Origin of the sequence: Pseudomonas sp. AA-38 (assembly GCF_029457475.1) — a bacterium.
Taxonomy (GTDB): domain Bacteria; phylum Pseudomonadota; class Gammaproteobacteria; order Pseudomonadales; family Pseudomonadaceae; genus Aquipseudomonas.
Map to the genome: position 1 here is coordinate 2905412 of NZ_CP120359.1, position 25202 is coordinate 2930613.

General features: G+C 64.8%; 24 protein-coding genes, 1 tRNA gene and 1 riboswitch. Of the genes, 4 read left to right on the forward strand and 21 right to left on the reverse strand.

Translation table 11 applies throughout. The features are described from left to right. Position 1: 1 nt before the first annotated feature. From bluB to PVE35_RS13265, 6 genes are all read right to left on the reverse strand, one after another. On the reverse strand, positions 2-655 hold the full coding sequence (gene bluB, locus PVE35_RS13240) for a 5,6-dimethylbenzimidazole synthase (protein ID WP_268183482.1): 654 nt from the start codon (positions 653-655) through the stop codon (positions 2-4). Continuing rightward, on the reverse strand, positions 652-1944 hold the full coding sequence (locus PVE35_RS13245) for a cobyrinate a,c-diamide synthase (protein ID WP_268183480.1): 1293 nt from the start codon (positions 1942-1944) through the stop codon (positions 652-654). Before PVE35_RS13245 ends, bluB begins: the two co-directional genes overlap by 4 nt. Beyond that, a complete protein-coding gene (gene cobO, locus PVE35_RS13250; RefSeq protein WP_277372064.1) occupies positions 1944-2555 on the reverse strand; it encodes a cob(I)yrinic acid a,c-diamide adenosyltransferase in 612 nt (203 codons plus the stop codon). The genes PVE35_RS13245 and cobO overlap by 1 nt, the downstream gene beginning before the upstream one ends. A gap of 197 nt (positions 2556-2752) precedes the next feature. Beyond that, positions 2753-2963: riboswitch (cobalamin riboswitch) on the reverse strand. Positions 2964-2998: 35 nt separating this feature from the next. Then, positions 2999-3670 carry a DUF799 domain-containing protein gene (locus PVE35_RS13255; RefSeq protein ID WP_268183476.1) on the reverse strand — a complete coding sequence of 224 codons (672 nt, stop codon included), beginning with the start codon at positions 3668-3670 and terminating at the stop codon, positions 2999-3001. Beyond that, positions 3667-4023 carry a DUF4810 domain-containing protein gene (locus PVE35_RS13260; RefSeq protein ID WP_268183474.1) on the reverse strand — a complete coding sequence of 119 codons (357 nt, stop codon included), beginning with the start codon at positions 4021-4023 and terminating at the stop codon, positions 3667-3669. The genes PVE35_RS13255 and PVE35_RS13260 overlap by 4 nt, the downstream gene beginning before the upstream one ends. Positions 4024-4039: 16 nt before the next feature. Next, positions 4040-4708 carry a CsgG/HfaB family protein gene (locus PVE35_RS13265; RefSeq protein ID WP_277372065.1) on the reverse strand — a complete coding sequence of 223 codons (669 nt, stop codon included), beginning with the start codon at positions 4706-4708 and terminating at the stop codon, positions 4040-4042. A gap of 382 nt (positions 4709-5090) precedes the next feature. On the opposite strand from PVE35_RS13265, the gene PVE35_RS13270 reads away from it, so the two are divergent. After that, the gene (locus PVE35_RS13270; protein WP_277372066.1) at positions 5091-6803 is read left to right on the forward strand and encodes a sensor domain-containing diguanylate cyclase; all 1713 of its coding nucleotides are present in this window, start codon (positions 5091-5093) and stop codon (positions 6801-6803) included. Between the two features lie 13 nt (positions 6804-6816). Here PVE35_RS13270 and PVE35_RS13275 read toward each other — a convergent pair whose 3' ends face one another. The 5 genes from PVE35_RS13275 to moaB all read right to left on the reverse strand — a co-directional run bounded on the left by PVE35_RS13275 (position 6817) and on the right by moaB (position 10639). Next, entirely contained in the window at positions 6817-7341 is a 525-nt protein-coding gene (locus tag PVE35_RS13275) for a C40 family peptidase (protein WP_268183468.1), read from the reverse strand. A gap of 84 nt (positions 7342-7425) precedes the next feature. Beyond that, positions 7426-8052, reverse strand: coding sequence for an NlpC/P60 family protein (locus PVE35_RS13280; RefSeq protein ID WP_277372067.1), 627 nt, complete (start codon positions 8050-8052; stop codon positions 7426-7428). 57 nt (positions 8053-8109) lie between these two features. Continuing rightward, positions 8110-8889, reverse strand: a complete 780-nt coding sequence (locus PVE35_RS13285; protein ID WP_268183464.1) for an NAD-dependent deacylase — start codon at positions 8887-8889, stop codon at positions 8110-8112. Further along, on the reverse strand, positions 8889-10103 hold the full coding sequence (glp, locus tag PVE35_RS13290; protein WP_277372068.1) for a gephyrin-like molybdotransferase Glp: 1215 nt from the start codon (positions 10101-10103) through the stop codon (positions 8889-8891). The genes PVE35_RS13285 and glp overlap by 1 nt, the downstream gene beginning before the upstream one ends. Beyond that, positions 10100-10639 (reverse strand): molybdenum cofactor biosynthesis protein B, encoded by a 540-nt coding sequence (gene moaB / locus PVE35_RS13295; protein WP_268183461.1) that lies wholly within the window; start codon positions 10637-10639, stop codon positions 10100-10102. Before moaB ends, glp begins: the two co-directional genes overlap by 4 nt. Before the next feature lie 65 nt (positions 10640-10704). Here moaB and mobA point away from each other — a divergent pair, with 65 nt between their 5' ends. From mobA to PVE35_RS13310, 3 genes are all read left to right on the forward strand, one after another. Continuing rightward, entirely contained in the window at positions 10705-11286 is a 582-nt protein-coding gene (mobA, locus tag PVE35_RS13300; RefSeq protein WP_277372069.1) for a molybdenum cofactor guanylyltransferase MobA, read from the forward strand. An 83-nt stretch (positions 11287-11369) separates the two neighbouring features. Continuing rightward, positions 11370-11591 carry a YgdI/YgdR family lipoprotein gene (locus tag PVE35_RS13305; RefSeq protein ID WP_268183456.1) on the forward strand — a complete coding sequence of 74 codons (222 nt, stop codon included), beginning with the start codon at positions 11370-11372 and terminating at the stop codon, positions 11589-11591. 122 nt (positions 11592-11713) lie between these two features. Then, positions 11714-11790: transfer RNA gene (locus tag PVE35_RS13310), tRNA-Pro, on the forward strand. A gap of 934 nt (positions 11791-12724) precedes the next feature. On the opposite strand, the gene PVE35_RS13315 is transcribed toward PVE35_RS13310, so the two are convergent. The 10 genes from PVE35_RS13315 to PVE35_RS13360 form a co-directional block, all read right to left on the reverse strand. Continuing rightward, on the reverse strand, positions 12725-12961 hold the full coding sequence (locus PVE35_RS13315; RefSeq protein ID WP_277372070.1) for a glutaredoxin family protein: 237 nt from the start codon (positions 12959-12961) through the stop codon (positions 12725-12727). Positions 12962-13009: 48 nt separating this feature from the next. After that, positions 13010-14149: a DUF5610 domain-containing protein gene (locus PVE35_RS13320; protein WP_277372071.1), complete on the reverse strand. Its 1140-nt coding sequence runs from the start codon at positions 14147-14149 to the stop codon at positions 13010-13012. Positions 14150-14243: 94 nt separating this feature from the next. Next, positions 14244-14783 (reverse strand): DUF2058 domain-containing protein, encoded by a 540-nt coding sequence (locus PVE35_RS13325; protein WP_268183451.1) that lies wholly within the window; start codon positions 14781-14783, stop codon positions 14244-14246. 176 nt (positions 14784-14959) lie between these two features. Beyond that, positions 14960-15790: a nucleoside triphosphate pyrophosphohydrolase gene (gene mazG, locus PVE35_RS13330; protein WP_277372072.1), complete on the reverse strand. Its 831-nt coding sequence runs from the start codon at positions 15788-15790 to the stop codon at positions 14960-14962. A gap of 89 nt (positions 15791-15879) precedes the next feature. Beyond that, positions 15880-18123 carry a GTP diphosphokinase gene (gene relA / locus PVE35_RS13335; protein WP_268183449.1) on the reverse strand — a complete coding sequence of 748 codons (2244 nt, stop codon included), beginning with the start codon at positions 18121-18123 and terminating at the stop codon, positions 15880-15882. Positions 18124-18247: 124 nt separating this feature from the next. Further along, positions 18248-19600, reverse strand: a complete 1353-nt coding sequence (gene rlmD, locus PVE35_RS13340) for a 23S rRNA (uracil(1939)-C(5))-methyltransferase RlmD (protein WP_277372073.1) — start codon at positions 19598-19600, stop codon at positions 18248-18250. Beyond that, a complete protein-coding gene (cysM, locus tag PVE35_RS13345) occupies positions 19600-20505 on the reverse strand; it encodes a cysteine synthase CysM (RefSeq protein WP_277372074.1) in 906 nt (301 codons plus the stop codon). The genes rlmD and cysM overlap by 1 nt, the downstream gene beginning before the upstream one ends. Positions 20506-20660: 155 nt before the next feature. After that, positions 20661-22745 (reverse strand): TonB-dependent receptor, encoded by a 2085-nt coding sequence (locus PVE35_RS13350; RefSeq protein ID WP_277372075.1) that lies wholly within the window; start codon positions 22743-22745, stop codon positions 20661-20663. A 320-nt stretch (positions 22746-23065) separates the two neighbouring features. After that, on the reverse strand, positions 23066-24403 hold the full coding sequence (locus tag PVE35_RS13355; protein WP_277372076.1) for a sensor histidine kinase: 1338 nt from the start codon (positions 24401-24403) through the stop codon (positions 23066-23068). Next, complete coding sequence (locus tag PVE35_RS13360) at positions 24400-25110, reverse strand: response regulator transcription factor (protein WP_277372077.1); 711 nt, start codon at positions 25108-25110, stop codon at positions 24400-24402. The genes PVE35_RS13355 and PVE35_RS13360 overlap by 4 nt, the downstream gene beginning before the upstream one ends. Positions 25111-25202: the final 92 nt, after the last annotated feature.

The following is a 25202-nucleotide window of genomic DNA, read 5'->3' on the forward strand; positions in this document are numbered from 1 at the left end:
CTCACTCACTCCGTACGCCCCAACGGTTCTCGAACAGCAAATCGGCCAGCGGCCTGGGCGTGGCCCAGCCCTCCTCTACCAGCATCGGTTTCTGGTAGAAGGCATGCACCGGCCCCAGGCAGAGCAAGGCCACCGGCTTGCTGCCAGGCGGCATGCCCAGCAGCGCGGCCAGTGCCTCGGGATCGAACAGCGACACCCAGCCCAGCCCCAGGCCTTCGGCGCGCGCCGCCAGCCACAGGTTCTGGATGGCGCAGGCCACCGAGGCCATGTCCATTTCCGGCAGGGTGCGCCGGCCGAAGACATGGGCTTCGCGACCATCCATCAGCGCCACGGCGAGCAGTTCGGCGCAGTCGCGAATGCCCTCGACCTTGAGCTGCATGAATTCGTCACTGCGCTCGCCCAGAGCCTCGGCGGTTTGCACCCGCTCGGCCTCCACCAGGGCATGGATCTCTTCACGCAGGTGGCGATCGCTGATGCGCATGAAGCGCCAGGGCTGCATCAGGCCCACACTGGGGGCGTGATGCGCGGCCTCCAGCAGGCGCGCCAGCACCTCGGCGGGCACCTGCCCTCCAGCGAAGTGGCGCATATCGCGGCGTTCGGCGATGGCGCGGTACACCGCCGCGCGTTCCTCGGGCGAGAAGGCCTGATCGGTCATGGCTGTAACAGCGCGGCGGCTGCCTCCGGGTTCGACGGTAGGTAGAAATGGATATAGCTGGCGGTCAGCCGCCCCAGGCGATACACCGCCTCAGCCACCGGCTTGCCATTCGGGCATCGGCCCAGGGCAAGGGGCGCCAGGGAACTTTCCAGCCGCGAATGATGATAGCTGTGCCCGCGCAGCTTGCCTTCCGGCAGCGTCACTTCCTGCAACGCCAGGGCGGTCAGCCGGGGCTGCAGCGCCGCGCTGCCGCTGAGCAGACCGAGCATCCGGCCGCTGGCGCCCTGCTTGTCGCGCAGTTCATCGAGCAGGTAGAGCATGCCGCCGCATTCCGCCAGCAATGGCTTACCGGCCTGGTGATGGGCTCGGATCGCCTCGGCCATGGCCTGGTTGCCTTCCAGCTCGGCCAGGTACAACTCGGGGTAGCCACCGGGCAGGTAGAGGCTGTCCACGGCCGGCAGCCCGCTGTCGGCCAGCGGCGAGAAGTAATGCAGTTCGGCGCCGAGGGCCTGCAGCAGATCGAGATTGGCCTGATAGAGGAAGGCGAAGGCGGCATCGCGCGCCACCCCGATCCGCACCCCGGCCAGCAGCGCGGCCGGCTCATCCAGGCGCGGCGCGGCAAAACGCACCGGAGCCGGCAGATCGACATCGGCGCTGGCCGCAAGGGCATCGGCGGCGGCGTCCAGGCGGGCATCCAGGTCGGCCAGCTCGGCCGCCTGCACCAACCCCAGGTGGCGGCTGGGCAGCTCCACCGCGGCGCTGCGTGGCAATGCACCGAACCAGCGGATGCTGGCAGGCAAGGCATCGCGCAGGATATCGCCATGGCGGCTGCTGGCCACCCGGTTGCCGAGCACCCCGGCAAAGGGCAGATCGGGCTGGAAGGTGGCCAGACCATGGGCCAGGGCGCCGAAGGTCTGAGCCATGGCCGCGCCGTCGATCACCCCCAGCACCGGCACGCCGAAGTGCCGCGCCAGGTCGGCCGCCGAGGGCTTGCCGTCGAACAGGCCCATCACGCCTTCGATGAGGATGAGGTCGGCCTCGCCGGCCGCCTGCCACAACAGGCGTCGGCTCTCCGCCTCACCGACCATGGCCAGGTCGAGCTGGTACACCGGCGCGCCGCTGGCGCGGGCGTGGATCATCGGGTCGAGAAAGTCCGGGCCGCACTTGAACACCCGCACCCGTCGCCCCTGGCGCCTGTGCAGGCGCGCCAGAGCGGCGGTCACGGTGGTCTTGCCCTGGCCGGACGCCGGCGCGGCGATCAACAGGGCCGGGCAGTGACGCGCACTCATCAGTATTCGATACCCTTCTGCGCCTTCACCCCAGCCTTGAACGCATGCTTGACCAGGCTCATGTCGGTCACCGTGTCGGCTGCCTCGATCATGCCCGGCAAGGCGCCGCGCCCGGTCACCACCACATGCTGCAACAGCGGCCGCGCCTCGATATCGGCCAGCACCGCGTCCAGTTCCAGGTAACCGTGCTTGAGGGCGATGTTCAGCTCGTCGAGCACCACCAGGCCGATGGCCTCATCGTTCAGTAGCTTACGGGCCACGGCCCAGGCCTGCTGCGCCTTGGCGATATCGCGCTGGCGATCCTGGGTTTCCCAGGTGAAGCCCTCGCCCATCACGTGGTAGCTGACCTCTTCGGGAAAACGCCGGAAGAAGGCCTCTTCGCCAGTGCTGGCCGCGCCCTTGATGAACTGCACCACGCCGACCTTGAGGCCATGGCCGAGGGCGCGCGCGACCATGCCAAAGGCACTGCTGCTCTTGCCCTTGCCGTTGCCGCTGTGCACCAGCAGCAGGCCGTATTCGTCCTGGGCCTGGGCGATCTTCTCGTCGATCAGGGCTTTCTTGCGCTGCATGCGCGCCTTGTGGCGGGCATCGCGTTCGGCCGACTCGCTCATGCTGTGCTCCTCGAGGTCAGGCGCCCGCCTCGCCCCAGCCGAACGAAGGGCGGCGCGGCGAGGAAAAGATCAGGAAAGCTGGCAAGGGCGAACACTCCATCACTGATCCGGGCATTTCATGGCTGGCAGCAGACGGAGGCAAAAGCACGAATGCCCCCGCACAGGCAGGGGCACAAGCCGGTCAACGCCCTCCGCGATGCCGTGAAACTGCGACAGGCCGGTCTCCGGGCTCGTGAGCGAGGCCAATGGCTCGGCGCCGCGCCTTCCCGTGCCTAGCACAGTGGCCTGATGCGGCGTGCGACTCACCTACCGTTGCGGGGGCAGCGCCGGCTTGCGTACCGGCTTCCCTGTTTCACCCCGGCGCCATCATCGATGACGGCGCGGGGCACCTGAAGCAAGGCGCGCAGGTTAGAGGCAGCGCGCCCCGTGCGTCAACGCTCGGTTCAGTGCGCCGCATCCGGGCGCGCACGTGGCCCCGGCAGGATGCCGTTGTGCATGTTGCTGGAAAGCAGGCGGAAGCTGGTGATACCGGCGATTTCATGGCCGCGATCACTCAGGGTGTTGACCACCTGATCGATCAACGCCACCACCAGCATACCGACCAGGCCACCGCCGTTGTTCTGCTGCTGTTCGGCACTGCTGGCACGCGCAGTGCCTTCCCAGAGCAACTTGCCGTTGCGCAGATCCACCAGCTTGGCCGTGGCGGTCACCGCCACCTCACTGGTGATGACCTTGTAGCTGCTGCCGTATTCGGTGACATCCAGATACAGCACACTGTCGGCGCCGAAGATCTCACGCAGCTTCTGCGGCGAGGCCTGGCGGATCTCCTCGGCATTCATCAGGCCGTTCTGCTTGAAGGTTTCGTCCACCACCGCCACCGGCATCACGTAGTAACCGGCTTCGCTCAGCGGCAGGGTAACCTGCGAATAGAAGCTGTAGGAGGCCTTGACGTCCGGCGACTGGTTCACCGGCGGCAGCACCAGGATCGACGCCGGCTTGCTCTCCAGGAAAGCGCTGTAGTCGTAGGCCTTGGGCGCCGCGCAGCCGCCGAGGATAGCCAGGCAGGCCAGCAGCGCGGCGGTTTTCAGAGCAGCGAGGGAAAAGATCGTCTTCATTGGTCGAATTTCCGCATCAGAAAGTCCATGTAAGTGGCGGACTCGGGGTACAGCGCCTTCTCGGTCTCGAACTCCTGGCGCACCTGGTCGAGCTTGCCGACATCGGCATAGAGCATGCCCAGATGGGCATGGAAGCCCGGCGGCAGTGTGCGGTCGGCAGCGCGCGCTTTTTGCACGCTGGCTTCCAGCGCGGCGATCTGCTCCTCGGTGCTGCTCTGGTTGTCGAAGCGTTGGTAGACCTGCTGCTGGTAACCATCCCAGTAATACAGGGGCTGCGGGCCACTGGCACAGCCACCCAGCACGCCGAGTACTAACATCCCGGAGAAAACGGCCAATCTGCGTGCGATTGTCATGCTTGCTAAGTTCCTTTTACTTGGTTGGATTCCATGCGCCGGTGTCGACGCCATTGACCAGGTTGTTCACCGCCTCGCGGATGGCCAGGTCGAGCACCTTGCCATTGAGGGTGGAGTCGTAGCTGGCGGTACCGCCGAAACCGACGATCTCGCGGTTGGACAGGCTGTATTCACCCGCGCCCTGGGAGGAGAACACCACTTCGGAGGTCTTCACGTCGACGATGTTGAGGTTGACCTTGGCGTAGGCGATCTGCTGCTTGCCACGGCCGAGAATGCCGAACAACTGGTGATCGCCGACTTCCTTGCGGCCGAACTCGGTGACATCACCGGTGACCACGTAGTTGGCGCCACGTACCTGCTGCGCCTGCTTGGAAAAACCGGATTCCTGCTGCAGCTCGGCCAGGTTGTCGCGGTCGAGCACGTTGAAGCGGTTGGACTGTTGCAGGTGAGTGATCAGGATGGTCTTGGCCTGCCCACCGAGACGGTCGACGCTGTCAGTGAAGATACCGCGCATGTAGCTGGAGCGATTGTCGAACTTGCCGACGGAAATCGGGCTGCGAGGCCCGGCGTAGGACACCTGGGCGGTATTCACCTTGGCGACCTCCAGGGTACGCGACTGCTCCGTGGCGCAACCGCCGAGCAACATCAGCAGCGCCGCAAAGCTGCCGATAAGGGGCTTGTTCATACGAACCTCATGCAAAGAAAAACGGCCTTTTCGGCGAATGCCGACTGACCAGGGCTGGCGAAGGGAAAAGGGTTGAGAGTGTGTTGGAACGAGGGCATGCAACATCGAGTCTTCCATGGCTGGGGGCTTACGACGAAACCCAGGGGAGTGCATCCTGCAAGCGCAGCGATTCTAAACAGGCGGCAGGCACTTTGCCAGCATCGCATATGACGCAGTTCACGAAATCGATCAGATGCCCGCGATGGCCTGCCCGGCCAGGCCAGGCCCGATGCCGCGATGGCACGATGCAGCAACAGACCCTAAACTGTTTCACGACACGCATCTGGTTGCAGATCGCCCCAAGGGCGAACAGAGCACGATTTATCTCAGGAGCGTGAAGCCCATGCCGTCCCCCGATACACCCGAATCGCGGCCACGCCCTTTCGCCCAGGTCTGCCTGCCGCTGTTACGCCTGGCCTGCGCCCAGACCGGCGCAGACAGCGCCCTGCTCCTCGAAGGGCCGCCCGCTCAAGAGCGGATCAGCGCCTGCGTCGGCCAGGCCGTTGACGGCAATATCCGCCTGAGCCTCGATGCCTGGCCAGCTACCAGACGCAACCTCGCTCTCAGCGAGCTGCCAGCAGCCTCCGACTGGCATTCACTGCAAACCGCACACGGGCTGCAGAGCCTTACCCTACTTCCGCTGCTGGGTGACCAGGCCCTGCTTTGTCTGCTCCATCGCCAACCACCCCGCAATCTGGACGACGCCTGCCTGGCGGATCTCCAGGCCAGCCTGGAAAATCTGCTGGCGCAGAGCCTGGAGCTGCACAGCTTGCGCCTGAGTGAACAGCGCATGAGCCTGGCCATCGACGGCAGTGACACAGGCATCTGGGATCGCGACCTGCGCAGCGGCAGGATTCACTACTCGACGCGCTGGAAGGCCCTGCTCGGCTACGCGGACGACGAGATCGGCGACGACATCCAGGACAGCTATGCCCGCGTCCACCCCGAAGACCTGCCGGGCGTGCAGCACGCCATCGCCGATCATCTGCAGCAGCGTAGCGCCAAGTACGAAGTGGAACATCGCATCCGCCATCGCGACGGTCACTACGGCTGGGTGCGTAGTTGTGGCAAGGTGGTCGAACGCGACGCCGACGGCACGCCTCTGCGCATGATCGGCACCACCACCGATATCAGCGCCCTGCGTGGTCTGGCAGAACGCCTGCAACAAAGCGCCGAAATGATGAGCGCGCTGAGCAACGAAATCCCCGGCATGGTCTTCCAGTACCATGCGCAGACCACAGGCAATGGTCACTTCACCTATGTCAGCGCCGGCGCGCAGGAAATCTACGGGCTATCGCCTGCCGAGCTATGCGCAGCGCCGGACAAGGTGCAGGCACTGATCCATCCGGACGACCTGACCCTCTATCTGAAGTCATTGAGCAAGGCGTCCCAGGCGCTCAGCCCCTGGCACCTGGAATACCGCATTCGTCGCAGCAGCGGTGAAATCGCCTGGCGCATGGGTGCTGCCCGGCCCACGCCACAGGCCGATGGCAGCGTACTCTGGCACGGTTTCGTCACCGACATCACCGCACGCAAGAACATCGAAGCCGAACTGAACCTGCTGGCCACCACCGACTCGCTGACCCAACTGGCCAACCGTCGCCACTTCATTCGCCAACTGGACGCCGAACTGGCGCGCCTGCGTCGCTCACTCGCGCGGCAAGCCGCACTGCTGATGTTCGACCTCGATCATTTCAAGCGGATCAACGACACCTGGGGCCATGCGGTCGGCGATCAGGCCCTGCGCCATTTCACCGAGATACTGCGCAAGCACCTGCGCAAGGGCGATATCGCCGGCCGTATCGGCGGCGAGGAGTTCACCGTGCTGCTCAACGACGCCAACCTCGACGATGCCCTGCATTTCGCCCAGCGTATCCAGCAGGAGTTGCTGCATATACCCTTGCTGCAAGGGGAACAGCGCATCCTGCTGACCACCAGCATCGGCGTGGCGACACTAAGCGGGGAGGATCGCACGGCAGAAGCCGCGCTGACACGCAGTGACCTGGCGCTCTACCGCGCCAAGCACGCCGGGCGCAACCGCATCGAGCATCAATGACGGGCCGCCGACCTCAGGGATTGTGCGCCAGCTCGGGCGTGATCACGCGCTTGGCGCTCAGATAGGTCTTGTTCCAGTAGCGATTGTCGAGGCTGTCCAGGCGCACGGTGCCGCCCGTGGATGGCGCATGCACGAAGCGCCCCTCGCCGACGTAGATACCGGCATGACTGACGACACCGCCGCCATTGGTGGCAAAGAACAGCAGATCACCGCTGCGCAGCGCATTACGCCCGACGCTGGGCGTGCGCATGGCGCTGAGTTCGCGGGTCGAGCGTGGCAGGCTGATGCCGGCGGCGTCACGGTACACATAGCCGATCAGGCCGCTGCAATCGAAACCGCCATCCGGCGTGTTGCCGCCATAGCGGTACGGCGTGCCAACCAGGCCCAGGGCCCGGAACAGCACGTCGTCGGCGCCGCCCTGGGCGTTGCCGAGGACGGGCGCGGGCGTGTACACGGGCTGAGGGACAGGCGCCTGGCTGCTGCAGGCACCCAGCAAGGCAAGGAGAGCGAACAGGGCGATGCGGGTGGTGGCGGGCATTGACGAGACGATCCAGAGCCTGAGTGCGCCCTACTCTGCCGGCTCGCGACGAACGGCGCAACCCCGGAGGCTGCGCCAGGGGCGTCAGGGATGCTGTCTGGACGGCCCTTCCTGGGGTGCCAGGGCGAGTACGCGCTTGGCTTGCAGGTAGCTGCGGTTCCAGTAGCTGTCGTCGAGGCTGTCGATGCGCACACCCCCACTGCGGCGGCTGCTGGAATGGATGAACTGATCGTCGCCGATATAGATGCCGGCATGGCTGACACGGCCACGACCGCGATCGTTGAACAGGATCAGATCACCCGGCTCCAGCTCGGAGCGCGCCACCTTCGGCGCATCCAGCTTGATAAGGTCACGGGTCGAGCGCGGCAGTTGCATGCCCAGCTCTTCGCGGAACAGATAGCCGACGAAACCACTGCAATCGAAGCCTGACTGCACCGAAGTGCCGCCATAACGGTAACGCGTACCGATCAGCGAACGCCCGAGTTCGAGCAGGCTATCGGCCAGCTGCGGCATTTCGTAGGGTTTTTCGTTGAGGCTGGCAGCGGCTTCTGCGTCGCTGATTTCCTCGTCCAGGTGCATGACCGGACGAGACGGGAGACTCGCCTGAGAGGCGAGCGTATCGCGGTCATGCGACTGCGGCTGATGGCCGGCGCAGGCAGCGAGAAAGACCGTGAGTGCAAGGGGCACGAGGGGTGCGAAGCGTTTTAGCATGGGCACGACCGTGTCGATGGAAACTGGATTAGTGGGCGACTATGCCTCCTATCGCGGCTATTTGCAAATTCTATCGCTGCAAATGTGACCCAGTAGTTTCGGCAGCACATCTAAGGCCCGCCCAACCAGACGAATATCCACCCTACCACTGAGATAAGTGACGGTCGGATTGACCTCCACCGTCAGCCCGCCGCGCTCGCGCGTACGCAACACCGGCTCGACTATATAAGGAAAGCTGGAGCTGGTGCCCACGCTGAGTACCACGTCGAAGCCCTGGCGCAGCTCGGCGTACAGGGTGCCAATGGCCGACTCCGGCAGCATCTCCTCGAACAGCACCACCGGCGGGCGCAGCACACCCCCACACTGCTCGCAACGCGGCGGCAAGGGGCGCTGCAGATGCGCCAGCAGTTCAGCATCCTCCGCGCCGCAGGACAGACAGTACAGCGGCGCCATCTCGCCATGAATCTCGATCAGGCGCTCTGTCGGGCTGCCGGCCTGGCGATGGTAACCATCGATGTTCTGCGTCAGCACCCAACATTCCGGTATACGTCGCTGCAGCTCGGCAATGGCGAAATGCCCGGCATTGGGCGCAGCACCCAGACAGGCGCGCCCAAGCTCGGCCAGGTATTTCCAGCACAACGCCGGGTCGCGCTGCAGCATCGGGCCGGACAGCGCCGCTTCGATGGGTAGGCCCTCATCGGTTTGACCGTTATACAAGCCCCCCAGACCGCGATAGGTGGGCAAGCCGGAATCGGCCGAGAGCCCGGCGCCGGTCACGAACAGCACACGACGGGCCGCCATGAGAGCCTCGGCCACGCGCAACAATGCAGATTCCATCAGCTCAGGATCTCGCTGAGGGGAATGAAACGCAGGCGATCACCCTCGCCCAGGGTTCGCCCCTCCAGCACCTCGGCCAGGCCTTCGGCCCAGGCCGCACTGAGCAGCACACCAGAGCTCTGGTTGGCATAGGGCACCACACGGCCCGCCTCGATACGCGCGCGCAGGTACTCACGGCGCTTGCCTGCCTTGTTCCAGACGAAACCGGCCGGCATCTCGAACGCCAGCGGCTCGACCCGCTGCGCGCCCATGCGCCGTAACAGGTAAGGCCGCGCCAGCAGGCCGAAGGTCACCAGGGTCGAGGCCGGGTTGCCCGGCAGGCCGATCACCGGCACGCCCTGGTAGTGGCCGAAGGTCAGCGGCTTGCCCGGCTTGATCGCCAGCTTCCACAGCGTCAGCTCGCCCGCCTCGCGCAGGGCCACGCCCAGATAGTCAGCCTCCCCGACCGAGACGCCGCCGGTCGACAGAATCAGATCGACTTGGGCCAGGTCTGCCAGCGCCTGGCGCGTCAGAGCCAGGTCGTCGGGCAGGATGCCGCCATCGACCACCTCGCAGCCCAGGCGCTGCAGCCAGGCGATCAGCAGGCGGCGGTTACTGTTGTAGATCTGCCCCGGCCCAAGCGGCTGGCCCGGCTCGACCAGTTCGTCGCCGGTGGACAGCACGGCCACCTTCAGGCGCCGCCGTACTTCAAGCGTGGCGACCCCGAGGGAAGCAGCCAGGCCCAACTCCACCGGCCCCAGGCGAGTGCCAGCCGGCAGTACGCAGTCACCGACACGGGTTTCCTGCCCCTGCGGCCGCACGTTCTGACCCGAACGCAGGGCCTGCAGGAAACGCACACGCCCGGCCTCGTCCAGCTCGACGTTTTCCTGCATCTCCACGGTATCGGCGCCAGCCGGCAAGGGCGCACCGGTGAAGATCCGCGCACAGGTGCCGGGCACCAGCGCTTCGGGCGCGCAGCCTGCCTGGATGCGCTGACTGACCGGCAGCGCCTCGCCCTGCCAGTCGGCCAGGCGCAGGGCATAACCGTCCATGGCACTGTTGGCCCAGGGCGGCAGGTCGAGGCCGGCGACCAGCGCCGTGGCGAGCACACGGCCATCGACCTGCTGCAGCGGCAGCGACTCGATCTCAGGCACTGCCGTTTCCGCGGCCAACTGCAACAAACGCGCCTGCGCGACCTCCAGCGGCATCAGCCCGGGTTGATCACCACCTTTCATCCACGGCTCTCGCAGGCAGCCGCCGCCTTCAGGTGCGGCACGAAGTTGCAGGGGCGATGACGCGCATCCAGTTGCTCGGCAAGAATGCCGTCCCAGGCGGTACGGCAGGCATTGGTCGAACCCGGCAGGCAGCACACCAGGGTGCCATTGGCCATGCCGGCCAGTGCGCGCGATTGCACGGTCGAGGTGCCGATATCGGCCAGGGAAATCTGGCGGAACAGTTCGCCGAAACCATCGACCTGCTTGTCCAGCAGGCAGGCCACAGCCTCGGGTGTGCTGTCACGCCCGGTGAAGCCGGTGCCGCCGGTGATCAGCACCACCTGCACCTGATCCTCGGCGATCCAGGTCGCCACCTTGGCGCGTATCTTGTAAAGATCGTCCTTGAGCAGGGCACGGTCGGCCAGGTTGTGCCCGGCCCCGCTCAGGCGCTCGACCAGCAATTGCCCCGAAGTATCGGTTTCCAGAGTGCGGGTATCGCTGACGGTGAGGACGGCGATGTTCAACGGCACGAATAGCGCATCCGCTTTGTGCTTCATGGCAGGCTTCCAATTGGTAGACAATGGCCGGTGTTATATCACAGCCCACCACGACGAGACTGCCCATGCCCCTGCCACACCCTGCCCCCCCGAAGTGCTCGGTACTGTTGCTGGCCGGCGGACGCGGACAGCGCATGGGCGGGCGCGACAAGGGCCTGCTGCATTGGCAGGGTCGCCCCCTGATCGCCTGGATGCACGAAAAGGTGCGCCCGCTCAGCGATGACCTGATCATCTCCTGCAACCGCAACCTGGACGCCTACGCCGCCTACGCAGACCGCCTGGTCACGGATGACGACAGTGATTACCAGGGCCCGCTGGCCGGCATCCGCGCCGGGCTGGCCAGCGCACACCACTCCCAGCTTCTGGTGCTGCCCTGCGATGCGCCGCTGGTGGATCGTGCCCTGCTCGATGGCTTGCTGGCGCGCGCCGGCGAGCATCCGGTGGTGGTGCGCCAGGGGCAGTACTGGGAGCCCTTGCTGTGCCTGCTGCCGACCCGTCTCAAGGGCGACCTCGAACAGGCCTGGCACGAGGGCCAGCGCAGCCCGCAGCGCTGGTTCATGCAACACGCGGCAGTGGCGTTCGACTGCCCTGTGGGCGACCCCAGACTGGCCAATGTCAACACGCCCGAGATCCTCGAAAGTCTTTGAAAAGCTCGGCTATGCTGGGAACTTGGATGGTTTTGCCACGTCTGAAGCCGGGTAAGCACCCGTATGATCCAAGGAGACAAAACATGACTCAACGGACCCTCCCCGCCCTGTTCCTCGCTCTCGGACTCGCCACACTCGCTGGCTGCTCCACGCCCTCGGTGATCACCCTCAACGACGGTCGCGAAATCCAGACCGTGGACACCCCCGACTACGACGACGAAACCGGCTTCTACGAATTCGAGCAACTCGACGGCAAACGCGCGACGATCAACAAGGATCAGGTGCGCACCGTCAAGGAACTCTGATCCAGGTACAGGGCCTGCCACGCAGGCCCGACACCGAGAGGCATCGTCAGGTAGGCGCGTAGAAAATTTTCAGGCTAACCCCTTGTGCGGTAAAAGTTTTTCGGTAGAATACCGACCACATTCGGAGTGTAGCGCAGCTTGGTAGCGCGTCTCGTTCGGGACGAGAAGGTCGCAGGTTCGAATCCTGTCTCTCCGACCAAATCGAAAAACCCGCCTTAATCGGCGGGTTTTTTATTGCCTGCGGTTTATGGGGCACGGCTGGTTTGATACCGGACTGGCAAGTTTGTGTGTTGGTTTGGTGGCTTGTTGGGTGTTCTGGACACCGCTGCGGTGTTTGCGGGGGATTCCTTGTTTCGCCCCCTCGGGCGACTCACTTTTCTTTGAACTCGGATTGCCGCCCAGCGCAAAGAAAAGTAAGCAAAAGAAACGCACCCCCGCCATCCGGGTCTCGCTGCGCTCGACTTCCCTCACTCCGGCACCGCTCCGGGGTCGGCTTACAAGGGCCATCCCTGGCCCTTTAAGCCTCTCGCGGCATCCATGCCGCTCGCCCCCTGCGCAATGCCTACGCTCGGCCTCCTGAAGGGGGAGTTAGCGCGCCTGAACGTACAGTTATTCCGGGCATGACCGGCGTGTTCGGGTAACTGTGAAGTCGCGACTGGGTCGTCGAGTTAAACCAAAACTTTCATTCGCATAGTTTCAGTTTGCCGGCTTGCAGCCGGCATGCCGGTCAGCCCTATGGCTGCCCCATGTTCAAGCACTCCACGCTAGTTCTGGGTTACCGCAGGTTCAGGCGCGTGCAGAGCCCGCCCAGGAGGGCGAACGCAATCGTCGTGGAAGAGGTTGAGCGACATGGATGTCGCGAGAGCCACGATGGGCCAGGGATGGCCCACCGTGGCGGGCCTCTGGAACGGCGATGGAGTGAGCGAACCCTCGCGCAGCGAGGGCCGGATGACCGGGCGGAGGGTTTTGGTTACTTTTGCCCGTCAAAAGTGACTCGCCCGGGAGGGCGAAACCCAAAACGTCAGCAAAAACGCGGCAATTCGGAACAAGCGTAAGAACTGGCACAAGAACAACCAACACCGTATTGCCAGCCCGATATCAAAACCGACTCCCACAAAGACGCTCCAAAGGTGTCAGCTCAGAAAGGCCACCACCTGTTCGGCATCGAAGGGCCAGTCCAGCTCGGCGCCCGTGTCCTCACGACGCAGCACGGGAATGCGTAATCCATAACGCTCGACCATCGCCTCATCCTCGGCGATGTCGATGAGTTCGACCAACAGACCATGCTCGACGAATGGCATGAGCAGCGCCTCGGCCACCTCGCACAGGTGGCAGCCCAGGGTTCCGAACAATTGGCATTCAGGCGTCATGAGCGCACCTCACTATCAGCAAGGTGCGCAGTTTAGCATCGGCGTCGATCAGCTCGCGTCGGCGCCCTTGTCCGGCTGAGCGGCCAGCAGCGACTGCAAGCCGTCGATCAGGCTGCGATTGAGGTTGTCGGCCTTTTCCAGGCGCGGCGCATCGAAGCGCTCGTCGAGGGAGAAACCGCCCTTGAGCAGATCCTTGAGCAGGCCACCGGCGTCCTTGCTCAGATCCCCGGCACTGCGCAGGGCATCGAGCAGGCCCTTGGCGTACTCCTGCAAGTCGGTATTAGTGGCGCTGGCGCCCTGCCCGGCCACCGCACCGTAGGCATCGGACGCCTGGCGCACCGTGGTCTGGGTCAGGTGCAGGGACATGGACGCCAGTTGCTCACCGTCCATGTTCAAAGCCATGGCACGATCGAAGGCACCGGACAGATCGCCGGCATAGAACTTGTCGGAAAGCTCCTGCACCTGGCCGAACAGCTTCTCCAGCGCCTTGACCTCGTCGTCATCCAGCTCGCCGTCCACCTCCACCTGCCAACCACCGATCTGCAGGCTGCCGGATTCCTTGCTGGCAACCAGAGCAGACCCCTTGCCATCGCCGGCGGCGGCGAAGCTGCTCTTCGACCAGTTCGCCGACGCCTGCGCCACCGAGATGCGCAGCTTGTCGCCGTCACGGGTGGTCACCTGCAGGTCGAAGGTCTGCGCCTGGGCAGCGAAGCGCTGGCTCTGCCCGGCTACCGCGAAAGATTCAGGCGTAGCCGCAGTGGCACCACCCGCGAAACGCTTGTCGAGGTCGCTCAGGCCATCCTGGATGCGCTTGTAGGTGTCGTCGACATCACTGGCCACCTGGCCGGTCAGGGCCCCCATGCCGTCGAGAATCTTGCGCGCCTCGGCGAAGCCCTTCTCCACGCCTTCGCGCGCCTGCCCGAGCAGCTTCTCCAGCTTGGCCGGGTCAGCACCGGCTGCGGCCTCGCTCTGCAGGCGCTGCTCGATGAAGCCGAGCACACGCCCGGCCACCTTCTCGGGGGTGAAGTCCTCGCGCTTGCCGCCCAGCGCGCCGGATTGCAGGCCGAGCTTGTCAGCCAGACGGTTGGCCAGCGTGGCCTGGGCGTCGGTACTGGCCGAGCGCGCAGCCCCCTGGTTGAGCTGACCGAGACGTGAGGCGGAGGAGTTGAGCGAAGCCAGCGGGTTCATGGCGATGTACTCAGGCAGAGGATATGCCGAGGCTAACGGCATGCTCGGCGCAGACTTTAGCCCGGCACGACGAATGGTCGCTAGCCACCGGCCATCACCACATCAGGTCATCGGGAATCTGATACGCGGCGTAAGGATCGTCGGCATCCGGCGCTTCGACATGGGTATTGAGCAGGACGATGCGCGACGGGTCACGCTCCTGGATTTTCAGCGCCGCCTCACGCGGAATCACCTCGTAGCCGCCACCATGACGGACGATGGCCAGCCAGCCGTTGGACAGCTTGTTGCGCATCATCGCGTTGACGGCCAGGCGCTTGACCTTCTTGTCGTCGACGAAGTTGTAGTAATCCTCGCCCTGCAGTTTGGGCAGGCGCGAGCGCTCGATCAGTTGTTTGACCTGCGCGGCACGGGCCTTCTGCTCGGCCTTTTCCTGTTGCTGGCGGTTCAGCTCCTGATCACGCGCGGCCTTTTCCGCCTGGGCCTGCAGAGCGGCCTGGCGGGTTGAATCATCCACTTCGGCCTGGCCTTTCTTGGCCAGACGCTGTTGTTTCTGTTGCTGCTTGCCGGCCTGTTTGGCCTGTTTTTCATTGACCAGACCGGCTTTGAGTAGCTGGTCGCGCAGGGAAAGACCCATAGCTTAACGATCCCACACTTGATTCAGACCGGGCAGCGCCAGTGGCGCCACCATGAAAGATGCCCAGCATAAGGGCTAAGAGGCCAGGGCTCCAGCACGGAAGCCAAGCCGTAGCCCGGATGCAATCCGGGAAATACATGGCGCCATGGTTCCTGGATTGCATCCGGGCTACCAGCTCAATGGCCGGGCGCCTGCTTTTCCAGTTTCTTCGCCTCCCCCCAGAGCACGTCCAGCTCCTCCAGCGAGCAGCCTTCCATGCTGCGCCCGGCCTCCCGCATGCTGTGTTCGATGAAGCGGAAGCGCCGCTCGAACTTGGCGTTGGCGGCGCGCAAGGCGGATTCGGGGTCGACCTTGAGGTGACGCGCCAGATTGGTCACGACGAACAGCAGATCGCCGATCTCCTCGGCCACCGCCTCGGCGTCGTTCTCGCTCATGGCTTCGAGCACTTCGTCCAGCTCTTCGCGCACCTTGTCCACCACCGGCAGGGCTTCGGGCCAGTCGAAGCCGACCTGGGCGGCACGCTTCTGCAGCTTGGCGGCGCGGCTCAGGGCCGGCAGTGCGGTAGGCACGTCGTCGAGCAGGGAAAGCTGCTCGGGGGCGGCGGCCTTCTCGGCACGCTCCTCGGCCTTCAGCTCTTCCCAGCGCTGTTTGATCGCGGCCTCTTCCAGCTTGGCGGCATCCGGCGCGCCATACAGGTCGCCATCGGGGAATACATGGGGGTGGCGACGCACCAGCTTACGGGTGATGCCATCGACCACCTGGGCGAAGTCGAAACGCCCCTCCTCCCGCGCCAACTGACTGTAGTACACCACCTGGAACAACAGGTCGCCCAACTCGCCCGGCAGGTGCTTGAAATCGCTGCGCTCAATGGCATCGGCGACTTCATAGGCCTCTTCGAGGGTGTAGGGCACGATGCTCGCGTAGTTCTGCTTGAGATCCCACGGGCAGCCATGCTGCGGATCACGCAGGCGCGCCATCAGGTGCAGCAGATCGTCGAGTTGGTACATAAGAGCTCCTGGGCTGCAAGCGGCAAGCCTCAAGCTGCAAGTTAAAAGCTCATGCACTTTCTTGCAGCTTGCGGCTTGAAGCTTGCCGCTCAATTGGCACGCTGGCGACGCGCCTCGATGATATTGGGGAGCTGGCTGATACGCGCGAGCAGGCGCCCGAGCGCGTCCAGACCGGGAATCTCCACGGTGATGGACATGGTCGCGGTGTTGTCGTTCTTGTCCGAACGGGTGTTGACCGCCAGCACGTTGAGCCGCTCGTTGAGCAGCACCTGGGTGACGTCGCGTAGCAGACCGGAACGGTCGTAGGCCTTGATGGCGATTTCCACCGGGTAGGTCTGCACCGGCACCGGCCCCCAGCTCACCTGGATAATCCGTTCCGGCTCGCGCCCGGCCTGCTGCAGCACGGTGGGGCAGTCCTGGCGGTGGATGGTGACGCCACGGCCGAGGGTGATGTAGCCGACGATGGGGTCGCCCGGCAGCGGCTGGCAGCAGCCGGCCATCTGCGTCAGCAGGTTGCCGACACCCTGGATCTGGATGTCGCCACGCTTGCCCGGGCGGTAGCCCAGGGCCTTGCGTGGGATCAGTTCCAGTTGCTCGTTGCCACGATCCGGCTCGGCCAGTTGCTGCGCCAGGTTGACCGCATGGGCCAGGCGCACGTCGCCGGCACCGAGGGCGGCGAACAGATCCTCGGCGGTCTTCAGGTTGGCCTTTTCCGCCAGCTTGTCGAAGTCCACGCTGGGCAGGGCCAGGCGCGCCAGTTCGCGCTCGAGCAACTGCTTGCCGGCGGCGACGTTCTGGTCGCGATCCTGCAGCTTGAACCAATGCACGATCTTCGCCCGCGCACGGCTGGTGGTGACATAGCCCAGGTTGGGGTTGAGCCAGTCGCGGCTCGGCGAGCCCTGCTTGTTGGTGATGATCTCCACCTGCTCGCCGGTCTGCAGGCTGTAAGTCAGCGGTACGATGCGCCCGTTGATCTTGGCGCCGCGACAGCCATGGCCGATCTCGGTGTGCACACGGTAGGCGAAGTCCAGCGGCGTGGCGCCCTTGGGCAGGTCGATGGCGTGACCGTCGGGAGTAAAGACGTAAACCCGATCCGGCTCGATATCCACGCGTAGCTGTTCGGCCAGGCCGCCGATATCGCCCAGTTCCTCGTGCCACTCGATGACCTGACGCAGCCAGGAGATCTTCTCTTCATAGTGGTTGGAGCCGGATTTGACATCGGTGCCCTTGTAGCGCCAGTGCGCGCAAACGCCCAGCTCGGCCTCCTCGTGCATGGCAGTGGTACGGATCTGCACCTCCAGCACCTTGCCTTCCGGGCCGAGCACGGCGGTGTGCAGCGAGCGGTAGCCGTTTTCCTTGGGGTTGGCGATGTAGTCGTCGAACTCCTTGGGAATGTGCCGCCACAGGGTGTGCACGATACCCAGGGTGGTGTAACAGTCGCGCACCTCCGGCACCAGCACGCGCACCGCACGCACATCGTAGATCTGGCTGAACTGCAGGCCCTTGCGCTGCATCTTGCGCCAGATCGAATAGATGTGTTTCGCCCGGCCGCTGATGTCGGCCTTGATCCCGGTAGCTTCCAATTCCTGGCGCAGATGGGCCATGGCATCGTTGATGTACTGCTCGCGATCGAGGCGGCGTTCGTGCAGCAGTTTGGCGATCTGCTTGTACTGTTCCGGCTCCAGATAGCGGAAGGACAGGTCTTCCAGCTCCCACTTGATATGACCGATGCCCAGACGGTGGGCCAGCGGCGCGTAGATATCGAACACCTCGCGCGCCACGCGCTGGCGCTTGTCCTCGTCGGCCTCCTTGACCGCACGTATGGCGCAGGTGCGCTCGGCCAGCTTGATCAGCGCCACGCGCACGTCATCGACCATGGCCACGAGCATCTTGCGCAGGTTCTCCACCTGGGTCTGCGAGCCCAGCACCACCGACTCGCGCGGGTTGATGCTGGCGCTGATCGCCGCCATGCGCAGCACGCCCTCTATCAGCTTGGCCACCACTGCGCCGAAGCGCTGCTGCACCAGGGCCAGGGGAATACGTTCCTCACGCACCCCGCGATAGATCACTGCGGCGACCAGCGAGTCCTGGTCGAGCTTGAGATCGGCGAGGATTTCCGCGATGTCGAGGCCGGCGCTGAAGATCGACGCGCCCTCGCTCCAATGATGCTGGCCGGCATTGGCCTGCTGCTCGACCTCGCGAACGAACTCGCAAGCCTCCTTCAGCGCCTGGGCATCGAGCGCCGGGTCGATACGAACCACGTTCGCCACCCAGGCGTCGAGGTTGATGCTGCCGTCATCGTTGATCGGCTGGTGCGCTCTGACCTGAACCATCTTCTTACCTACCTTCCCTACGGTGCGCCTACACAACACCGAATAGTCGCCGGCCTTCTCCGAGCCGGTCGGTTTGACTGAAAGAGTGCACGTCCTGCGCAGTCTCGTGGCACCTGACGTGCCGCTACCCCTTCTCGAACAGCGCCATGGCTTCGACATGCGCCGTCTGCGGGAACATGTCGAGGATGCCGGCACGGCGCAGGCGATAGCCCTGCCTGACCAGCTCGGCGGCATCACGCGCCAGGGTGGTCGGGTTGCAGGATACATAGACCAGACGCCTGGCCGCCAAGGCCGAAATACCTCGTACCACTTCCAGTGCCCCATCACGCGGCGGATCGAGCAGGATGGCATCGAAGCCATCATCGGCCCAGGCCGCCTCAGCCAGGGGGCGAGCCAGATCGGCACGGAAAAATCGCACCTGCTCCAGACCTTGCCGCGCGGCATTTGTTGCAGCGCGCTCGACCATCGCCTCGACACCCTCCACCGCCACCACCTCGGCACCCGCCTGGGCCAGGGGCAAGGCGAAGTTGCCCAGGCCACAGAACAGATCCAGCACCCGCTCGCCGGGCTGCACGTTCAACCAGTCTAGCGCCTGCGCCACCATCGCCTCGTTGATCATGGCATTGACCTGGACGAAATCCCCCGGCCGATAAGCCAGTTCCAACTGCCAACGCGACAAGGCGAAGCCCAGGGCTTGCGCCGGATCATCGGCCTGTGGCGCACCCTCGCCCTGCAACCAGAGCTGCACCTGCTGCGCCGCGCAGAATTCGCGCAACAAAGCCAGGTCGTCCGTGCTCAATGCCGCCGTATGGCGCAGCAACAGCGCCTGTTGCGTACCGCTGAACAGCTCGACATGGCCCAGCGCCTGGGGTTTGCTCAACTGTCGCAGCAAATCCGGTAACGCTTCGAGGAGGGTCTGCAAGGGCTGTACCAGCACCGGGCAGTGCTGGATATCGACGATCTCCTGGCTGGCCTCGGCGCGAAAGCCCACCTGTAGGTGACGCGCCTGGGCATCCCAGCGCACGGCGATGCGTGCTCGGCGCCGGTAGGCCAGCTCGGGGCCGACCAACGGCACCGCCCAGTCATCGGGCTGCACGCCGCCCAGGCGGCTCAGTTGCTCGCTCAGGGTGCGTTGTTTGAGCGCAAGCTGGTCGCCATGCGGCATATGTTGCAAGGTGCAGCCGCCACAGCGTCCGGCATGGGCACAGAGCGGCGCACGCCGCTGCGGACTGGCCTGCAGGATACGTTCGGCACGCGCTTCCACCGTCTGGCTGCGCGCGGACAGCACGCGCGCCTCGACCCGCTCACCTGCCAGGGCACCGCTGACGAACCAGGTGCGCCCGCCCTCGAAGGCAATGCCCCGGCCATCGCCGGCCTGCCGCTCGATCTGCAGTGGCTGCTTCTTGCCCACCGGCAGGGCCTGCGCGCGACTGCCACCACTGGGCTGGAAGCGCAGGCCCGAATTGCGCCTGGCCATCAGGGCGCCGGATCTTGGTAGACGCCGGTGGACAGGTAACGGTCGCCACGGTCGCAGATGATCGCCACCATCACCGCGTTCTCCACTTGCTGCGACAGGCGCAGCATGGCCGCCACCGAACCGCCGGACGACACGCCACAGAAAATGCCCTCCTCCCGCGCCAGACGGCGCATGACCTGCTCGGCCTCGTCCTGGCCCATGTCCACCACCTGATCGACACGCTCGGCCTGGTAGATCTTCGGCAGGTACTCCTGCGGCCAGCGACGGATGCCGGGAATGGCCGCGCCCTCCTGCGGCTGCAGGCCGACGATCTGGATGGCCGGGTTCTGCTCCTTGAGGTAGCGCGAGGTGCCCATGATGGTGCCGGTGGTGCCCATGGAGCTGATGAAATGGGTGATGCTGCCGCCGGTCTGGCGCCAGATCTCCGGGCCGGTGCCGCTGTAGTGGGCCTCGGGGTTGTCGCCGTTGGCGAACTGGTCGAGCACCTTGCCGCGGCCTTCGGCCTGCAGGCGCTCGGCCAGGTCGCGGGCGCCTTCCATGCCCTCTTCCTTGCTGACCAGGATCAGCTCGGCGCCATAGGCGGTCATCGCCCACTTGCGCTCGGCGGTGGAGTTGTCGGGCATGATCAGGATCATCTTGTAGCCCTTGATCGCCGCCGCCATGGCCAGGGCAATGCCGGTGTTGCCGCTGGTGGCTTCGATCAGGGTGTCGCCGGGGCGGATGTCGCCACGCAGTTCGGCGCGGTTGATCATCGACAGCGCCGGGCGATCCTTGACCGAGCCGGCCGGGTTGTTGCCTTCCAGCTTGACCAGCAGGGTGTTACTGGTGTCACCGCCCAGGCGTTGCAGACGAACCAGCGGGGTGTTGCCGATGCAGTCGGCAATGGTGGGGAATTGCAGGGTCATGGGTCGCTCGAATCCAGACTGACGCGAAGGGCAGTCATGATACGCCGAACCCGTCGCTTCATCACGCCATGATCGGTTGCAAGCCTTGAAGCGACCACGACGCGACGACATGGCCACCCGGCAGGCGCCGGGGTGGCCATGTCCCGGACTGGCGATCAGAAGTTCTGCGTCAGGCCAAAGACGTAGCGCCTGCCATCGAGGTTGTAGGCGTAGTCGTCCTCGGTGGTGACTGCCTTGTTGCTGAGGTTGTACACGCCGAACTTGAGGCTGAGGTCGCGAGTCGGTTTGTACACCAGGCCGACATCGACGAAGGTGTAGGACGGGTAGGTCACACCGTTGCTGGACGCACCGCTGGTGCCGGTCTGCCAGCGGCCGGAGGTCTCGCCGCGGTAGTTGAGTTGCGTCCAGAGGTTCAACTGCTGCGTCGCCTGCCAGTCCAGCGAGGCGTTGAACATGTGCTTGGCCATGTCGTTGAGCGGCTCGCCCTTGTACTGGCCAGACTTCTGCTCGGTGCTGGTGTAGGTGTAGCTGTGGCGATACATCAGGTTGTCGAGGATCTGGTAATCCAGAGTGAACTCGACGCCCTGGAGCTGCGCTTCATCCACGTTCTCGTAGGCGGTATAGCCGTACTGATGCGCCGGGTAGGTGGCGCCGTTGTACACGCAGGGCTGGTTCTGCGCACAGATGCGGCCGGTGCGATTGATCTTGTCCTTGAAATCGGTCTGGTAGAGGGTCAGGGTGCTGTTGATGCCCAGGTCGAAGTTCTCGTAGCCAATGCCGATCTCGCGATTGAGGCTGGTTTCCGGGGTCAACTCGGGGTTGCCGATGATCACCCCGCCGCGGGAGCTGGAACCGAAGTCGGTGGCAGCCTGACGCAAACTGGGCGCCTTGTAGCCGGAGGTCACCCCCCCCTTGAGGGTGAAGTTCTGGTTCAGGTGGTAGACGGCATAGGCCTTGGGGCTGACCTGGCTGCCGAACGCTTCGTTGTCGTCGTAGCGGGCGCTGAGGGTCAGCGCCAGGTCGTCGGTCAGGCTCCAGTTGTCCTCGAAGAAGAGCGAGTTCTGGTAGCGCTCCATCTCCACCACCGCGTCGGCAACCGCCACCACCGGCGGGCGCAGGCCGCTGCTGGCGCCGTCCGTGAGTTCTTCGTACTTGTGAGTCAGGCCGCCGGTCAGGGCATGGTCGCCGAGGAAGTAGGTCGCCTGGGTATTGGCGGTCAGCACCTTGAATTCGATGCCATTGCCGGTATTGGCATTGACCCGAGTGGGGTTCTCCGAGCTGTCGTAGTTGACGTAACTGTCCAGCAGCAGGTTGTCGTAACGCCCCTCGTGGGTGATGGCGTAAGTCTTGAGGATGGATTCGTTGAAGCTGGGCTCTTCGGCCGCTGCGAGGCTCTTGCCTGGATGGGCCCAGCGGCGCTGCAGCGCCTCGTTGTAGTTGAGGGTGACCAGGTTCTGCTCGTCGATGTTCCAGCCCAGCTTGCCGCCCAGGTTGCTTCTTCTGTAACGCGGATCGGAGGCTGCGCTGTCGTCGCCGCCCTGGAAGTGGCTTTCGTCCTGATGCAGGAAGGAGCCGTTGAGCTGCAACGCCAGCACGTCCTCGATCAGCGGCGCATTGAGGTAGGCGCTGGTCTGGTAGCCGTCCTCGTTCACCTGGTTGGCGCCGTCGGCCATGCTGTATTCGGCGGTGACGCTGCCGGCGAACTCGTTGCGAATCTTCTTGGTGATGATGTTGACCACCCCGCCCATGGCATCGGAACCGTACAGCGACGAAGCCGGGCCGCGGATGACTTCGATACGCTCGATCGCCTCGATCGGCGGCAGGAAGTTGATCGGCGTGCCGGCCTGGGTGCCATTGAGGCCGAAAGCATCGTTGCCCTGCAGCGGTCGCCCGTCGATGAGCAGCAAGGTGTAGCCGGCGGTCATGCCACGGATCTGGATCGAGCGCTCCACACCGCCACCTGCCACCTGCACCCCGGCGACGTTCTTCAGCGCGTCGGTGACATCGGTGTACGAGCGCTTCTGCAATTCTTCGGCGGAGATGACGGTGATGGTCGCCGGGGCGTCCTTGACGCTCTGCTCGAAGCCGGTGGCACTGACCACCAGCGTGCCAAGCTGCAGTTGCTCGGATGCCTCGTTGGCTCCTGCCGCACAGGCCAGTGAGGCCAGCGTGACCGCCAGTGCGCTCTTGTTGAAACCAGGCCGAGGCGCTGCAGCGAGGCGTCGCGGGATGAGTGACATGTGGATGGCTCCCTGTGATCGAATGGTCGGCGTGTTGCCAGCGGCCGTCCTGCACAGGCATTGGCACCCTGCACTCCCCGTGGACCTTGGCTACGCTGGCTGACCCATCTCGAAGCCCTGGCGCCATGCCCGCCGCAACCGGCGGAAACACTTGTAGGCGATAGCCGAGATGGAGCGAGAGGGCCGTGGCAGCTTCGCCGATGGTCAAAGGCCCATCGCCAATGCGCATCCGGCGAAAAGGAGTACCACGTGCTGCCAGCCCTCTCGGGTCAGGCGCAAATAGTATTTATTGTCATTTGAGAGTAAATCGAATTTACGATCTATACACTTTGCAGGCGCAGCCTGAGCCGCAAACCAGGCGCGGCATTCTCCGCCCACAGCTCGCCGCCCTGGGTCGCGATCATGCTGCGTGCGATGGCCAGGCCCAGACCGAAGCCATCACCGCCCGGGCGCGCCGCGCTGAGTCGAGTGAAGGGGCGGAAGATGGTTTCCAGCTCGCCTTCTGCCACACCTGGGCCCTGGTCTTCGATCCATAGCAGCCATTGCCCGCCCTCGCGCCGGCCGGCCAGGCGCACCACGCCGCCTGGTGGCGAATGCCGAATGGCATTACGCAGGATGTTTTCCAGGGCTTGCGCCAGGCCGTTGAGATGGCCCAGCACCCGGCAGTCGGCCGGCAGGTCGCAGGGCATGCGCTCGACGGGCCAGCCGGTCTCGAAGCCGGCGTTTTCCCGCAACACGTCCCACAGCCGGACGACGTCCACCTCCTCCAGCGGCAGGCTGGGCCTTTCGGTGTCCAGCCAGACCAGCTCCAGTGCGTCGCCGACCAGTTTTTCCATCTCCTGCACTTCACGCGCCAGGCGCTGGCGCAGGGCCTCGGCGTCCTGCTCGCCCTCGCCGGCCACGCGCAAGCGAGCCAGCGGCGTGCGCAGTTCGTGGGAGAGATCCCGCAACAGTTGGCGCTGGAAAGCCACAGTCCCTTCCAGGCGTTCGGCCATGTGATCGAAGGTACGCGCCAGCTCGCCGAGTTCATCGCGTCGCCGCTTCATCCTCGACCCCAGACGCGCCGAAAGATCACCGGCGCTCAGGGCTGCCGCCTGGCGCTGCAGACTGGCCAGGGGGGCAATCAGCACGCGGTACAGCACCAGGCCGAACAGCACCGCCAGCAGCGCCGGCAGCACGCGCTGCAACAACAGGTTCCACAAATCGCTGTAGCGTCGCGGATCGAGGTGCCTGGGTAGCTCCAGCACCAGGCGCCCCTGGCCGTCGCTGAAAGGGATATGGAAAGCGGGCGTTCCACCCGGGCGCCCCACGGAGAAGTCCAGGCTGCGCACGAAGTCCAGACGCTGACGCTCCTCCTGCGTCAACGGCGTCGAGGACAGCGAGGCCTTGTCGGCATCCACCACCACCGCCCAGACCGACTCCTGTGCTTGCAGCCGCTGCAGGAAGGCATCGACACCAGGGGTACCGTCCTGGCGCCAGGCCGTTTCGGCCTGCTGGGCGTAGCCACGCAGCACCTGCCGAGTCGATGGAGTCAGATAGGAGGATGCCTCCAGCAGCAGACGCCCGAGGTCGACATACAGGCTGGCCAACAGCAGGCAGAACAATGCCAGCGCCCCCGTCAGGCGCCACAGCAGCGAATGCCGGTGGGGCAGTCTCAAGCGCCCACCTGCACCAGCATGTAGCCCTTGCCCCAGACCGTCTCCACCCGCGCCGCAGCGTAGCCGGCGGCCAGCAACTTGCGGCGGATGTGGCTGACGTGCATGTCCAGGCTGCGGTCATGCTGCGAGTAGGCGCGGCGCAGGGCCTGCTGATAGAGGAAGGCCTTGCTCAAGACCTCGTCGCGATGCCGCCAGAGCAGCTCCAGCACTCGGTATTCGCTGGGCGTCAAGCCGACCCAACGGGCGCCATGAAGCACGTCGCTGCGGCTCTCGTCGAACTGCAGATCACCCTCTTCGCCGCTCGGCAATTGCTCGCGCCGCTCGTAGGCGACGCGACGCAGGATAGCCTCCACGCGCACGCTCAGCTCACCCAGGCTGAAGGGTTTGGGCAGGTAATCGTCGGCGCCCTGACTGAAACCGGCGATGCGGTTCTGCTCGTCGCCCAGCGCTGACATCAGCAGCACCGGCACGCTGCGCCGCTGGCGCAAACGCTGCAGAGCCTCGAGGCCGTCGATGCCGGGCAGCAAAATGTCCATCAGGATCAGGTCGAAGTCTTCGCGTTCGGCCATTTGCAAGCCCTCGTCGCCATCATGGCTCAAGGTCACCGCGAAACCGCGACCGCTCAGGTGAGCATGCAAATGGCTGGCAAGCAGGGGGTCATCCTCGACCGCCAGAATACGAGCCGGAGTGGTGGATGGGATCATCATGATGAGAAAACCAGGCGGGTACTAATGAGAACCATTCTAACCGCTAACGCAGCAGCGCTCATCTACAGATTCCACCGCGCTGAATCGCTACA

Bases quoted from the DNA above. Each gene is read 5' to 3' on its own strand.
- PVE35_RS13315 (WP_277372070.1), bottom strand. From the start codon at position 12,961: ATGACGCCTGAATGCCAATTGTTCGGAACCCTGGGCTGCCACCTGTGC.
- PVE35_RS13265 (WP_277372065.1), bottom strand. From the start codon at position 4,708: ATGAACAAGCCCCTTATCGGCAGCTTTGCGGCGCTGCTGATGTTGCTC.
- bluB (WP_268183482.1), bottom strand. From the start codon at position 655: ATGACCGATCAGGCCTTCTCGCCCGAGGAACGCGCGGCGGTGTACCGC.
- PVE35_RS13325 (WP_268183451.1), bottom strand. From the start codon at position 14,783: ATGGGTCTTTCCCTGCGCGACCAGCTACTCAAAGCCGGTCTGGTCAAT.
- PVE35_RS13285 (WP_268183464.1), bottom strand. From the start codon at position 8,889: ATGGAATCTGCATTGTTGCGCGTGGCCGAGGCTCTCATGGCGGCCCGT.
- relA (WP_268183449.1), bottom strand. From the start codon at position 18,123: ATGGTTCAGGTCAGAGCGCACCAGCCGATCAACGATGACGGCAGCATC.
- PVE35_RS13245 (WP_268183480.1), bottom strand. From the start codon at position 1,944: ATGAGTGCGCGTCACTGCCCGGCCCTGTTGATCGCCGCGCCGGCGTCC.
- rlmD (WP_277372073.1), bottom strand. From the start codon at position 19,600: ATGGCCAGGCGCAATTCGGGCCTGCGCTTCCAGCCCAGTGGTGGCAGT.
- PVE35_RS13305 (WP_268183456.1), top strand. From the start codon at position 11,370: ATGACTCAACGGACCCTCCCCGCCCTGTTCCTCGCTCTCGGACTCGCC.
- PVE35_RS13350 (WP_277372075.1), bottom strand. From the start codon at position 22,745: ATGTCACTCATCCCGCGACGCCTCGCTGCAGCGCCTCGGCCTGGTTTC.
- moaB (WP_268183461.1), bottom strand. From the start codon at position 10,639: ATGAAGCACAAAGCGGATGCGCTATTCGTGCCGTTGAACATCGCCGTC.
- PVE35_RS13360 (WP_277372077.1), bottom strand. From the start codon at position 25,110: ATGATGATCCCATCCACCACTCCGGCTCGTATTCTGGCGGTCGAGGAT.
- PVE35_RS13255 (WP_268183476.1), bottom strand. From the start codon at position 3,670: ATGAAGACGATCTTTTCCCTCGCTGCTCTGAAAACCGCCGCGCTGCTG.
- PVE35_RS13320 (WP_277372071.1), bottom strand. From the start codon at position 14,149: ATGAACCCGCTGGCTTCGCTCAACTCCTCCGCCTCACGTCTCGGTCAG.
- PVE35_RS13270 (WP_277372066.1), top strand. From the start codon at position 5,091: ATGCCGTCCCCCGATACACCCGAATCGCGGCCACGCCCTTTCGCCCAG.
- cysM (WP_277372074.1), bottom strand. From the start codon at position 20,505: ATGACCCTGCAATTCCCCACCATTGCCGACTGCATCGGCAACACCCCG.
- glp (WP_277372068.1), bottom strand. From the start codon at position 10,103: ATGAAAGGTGGTGATCAACCCGGGCTGATGCCGCTGGAGGTCGCGCAG.
- PVE35_RS13280 (WP_277372067.1), bottom strand. From the start codon at position 8,052: ATGCTAAAACGCTTCGCACCCCTCGTGCCCCTTGCACTCACGGTCTTT.
- PVE35_RS13275 (WP_268183468.1), bottom strand. From the start codon at position 7,341: ATGCCCGCCACCACCCGCATCGCCCTGTTCGCTCTCCTTGCCTTGCTG.
- cobO (WP_277372064.1), bottom strand. From the start codon at position 2,555: ATGAGCGAGTCGGCCGAACGCGATGCCCGCCACAAGGCGCGCATGCAG.
- mobA (WP_277372069.1), top strand. From the start codon at position 10,705: ATGCCCCTGCCACACCCTGCCCCCCCGAAGTGCTCGGTACTGTTGCTG.
- PVE35_RS13260 (WP_268183474.1), bottom strand. From the start codon at position 4,023: ATGACAATCGCACGCAGATTGGCCGTTTTCTCCGGGATGTTAGTACTC.
- mazG (WP_277372072.1), bottom strand. From the start codon at position 15,790: ATGTACCAACTCGACGATCTGCTGCACCTGATGGCGCGCCTGCGTGAT.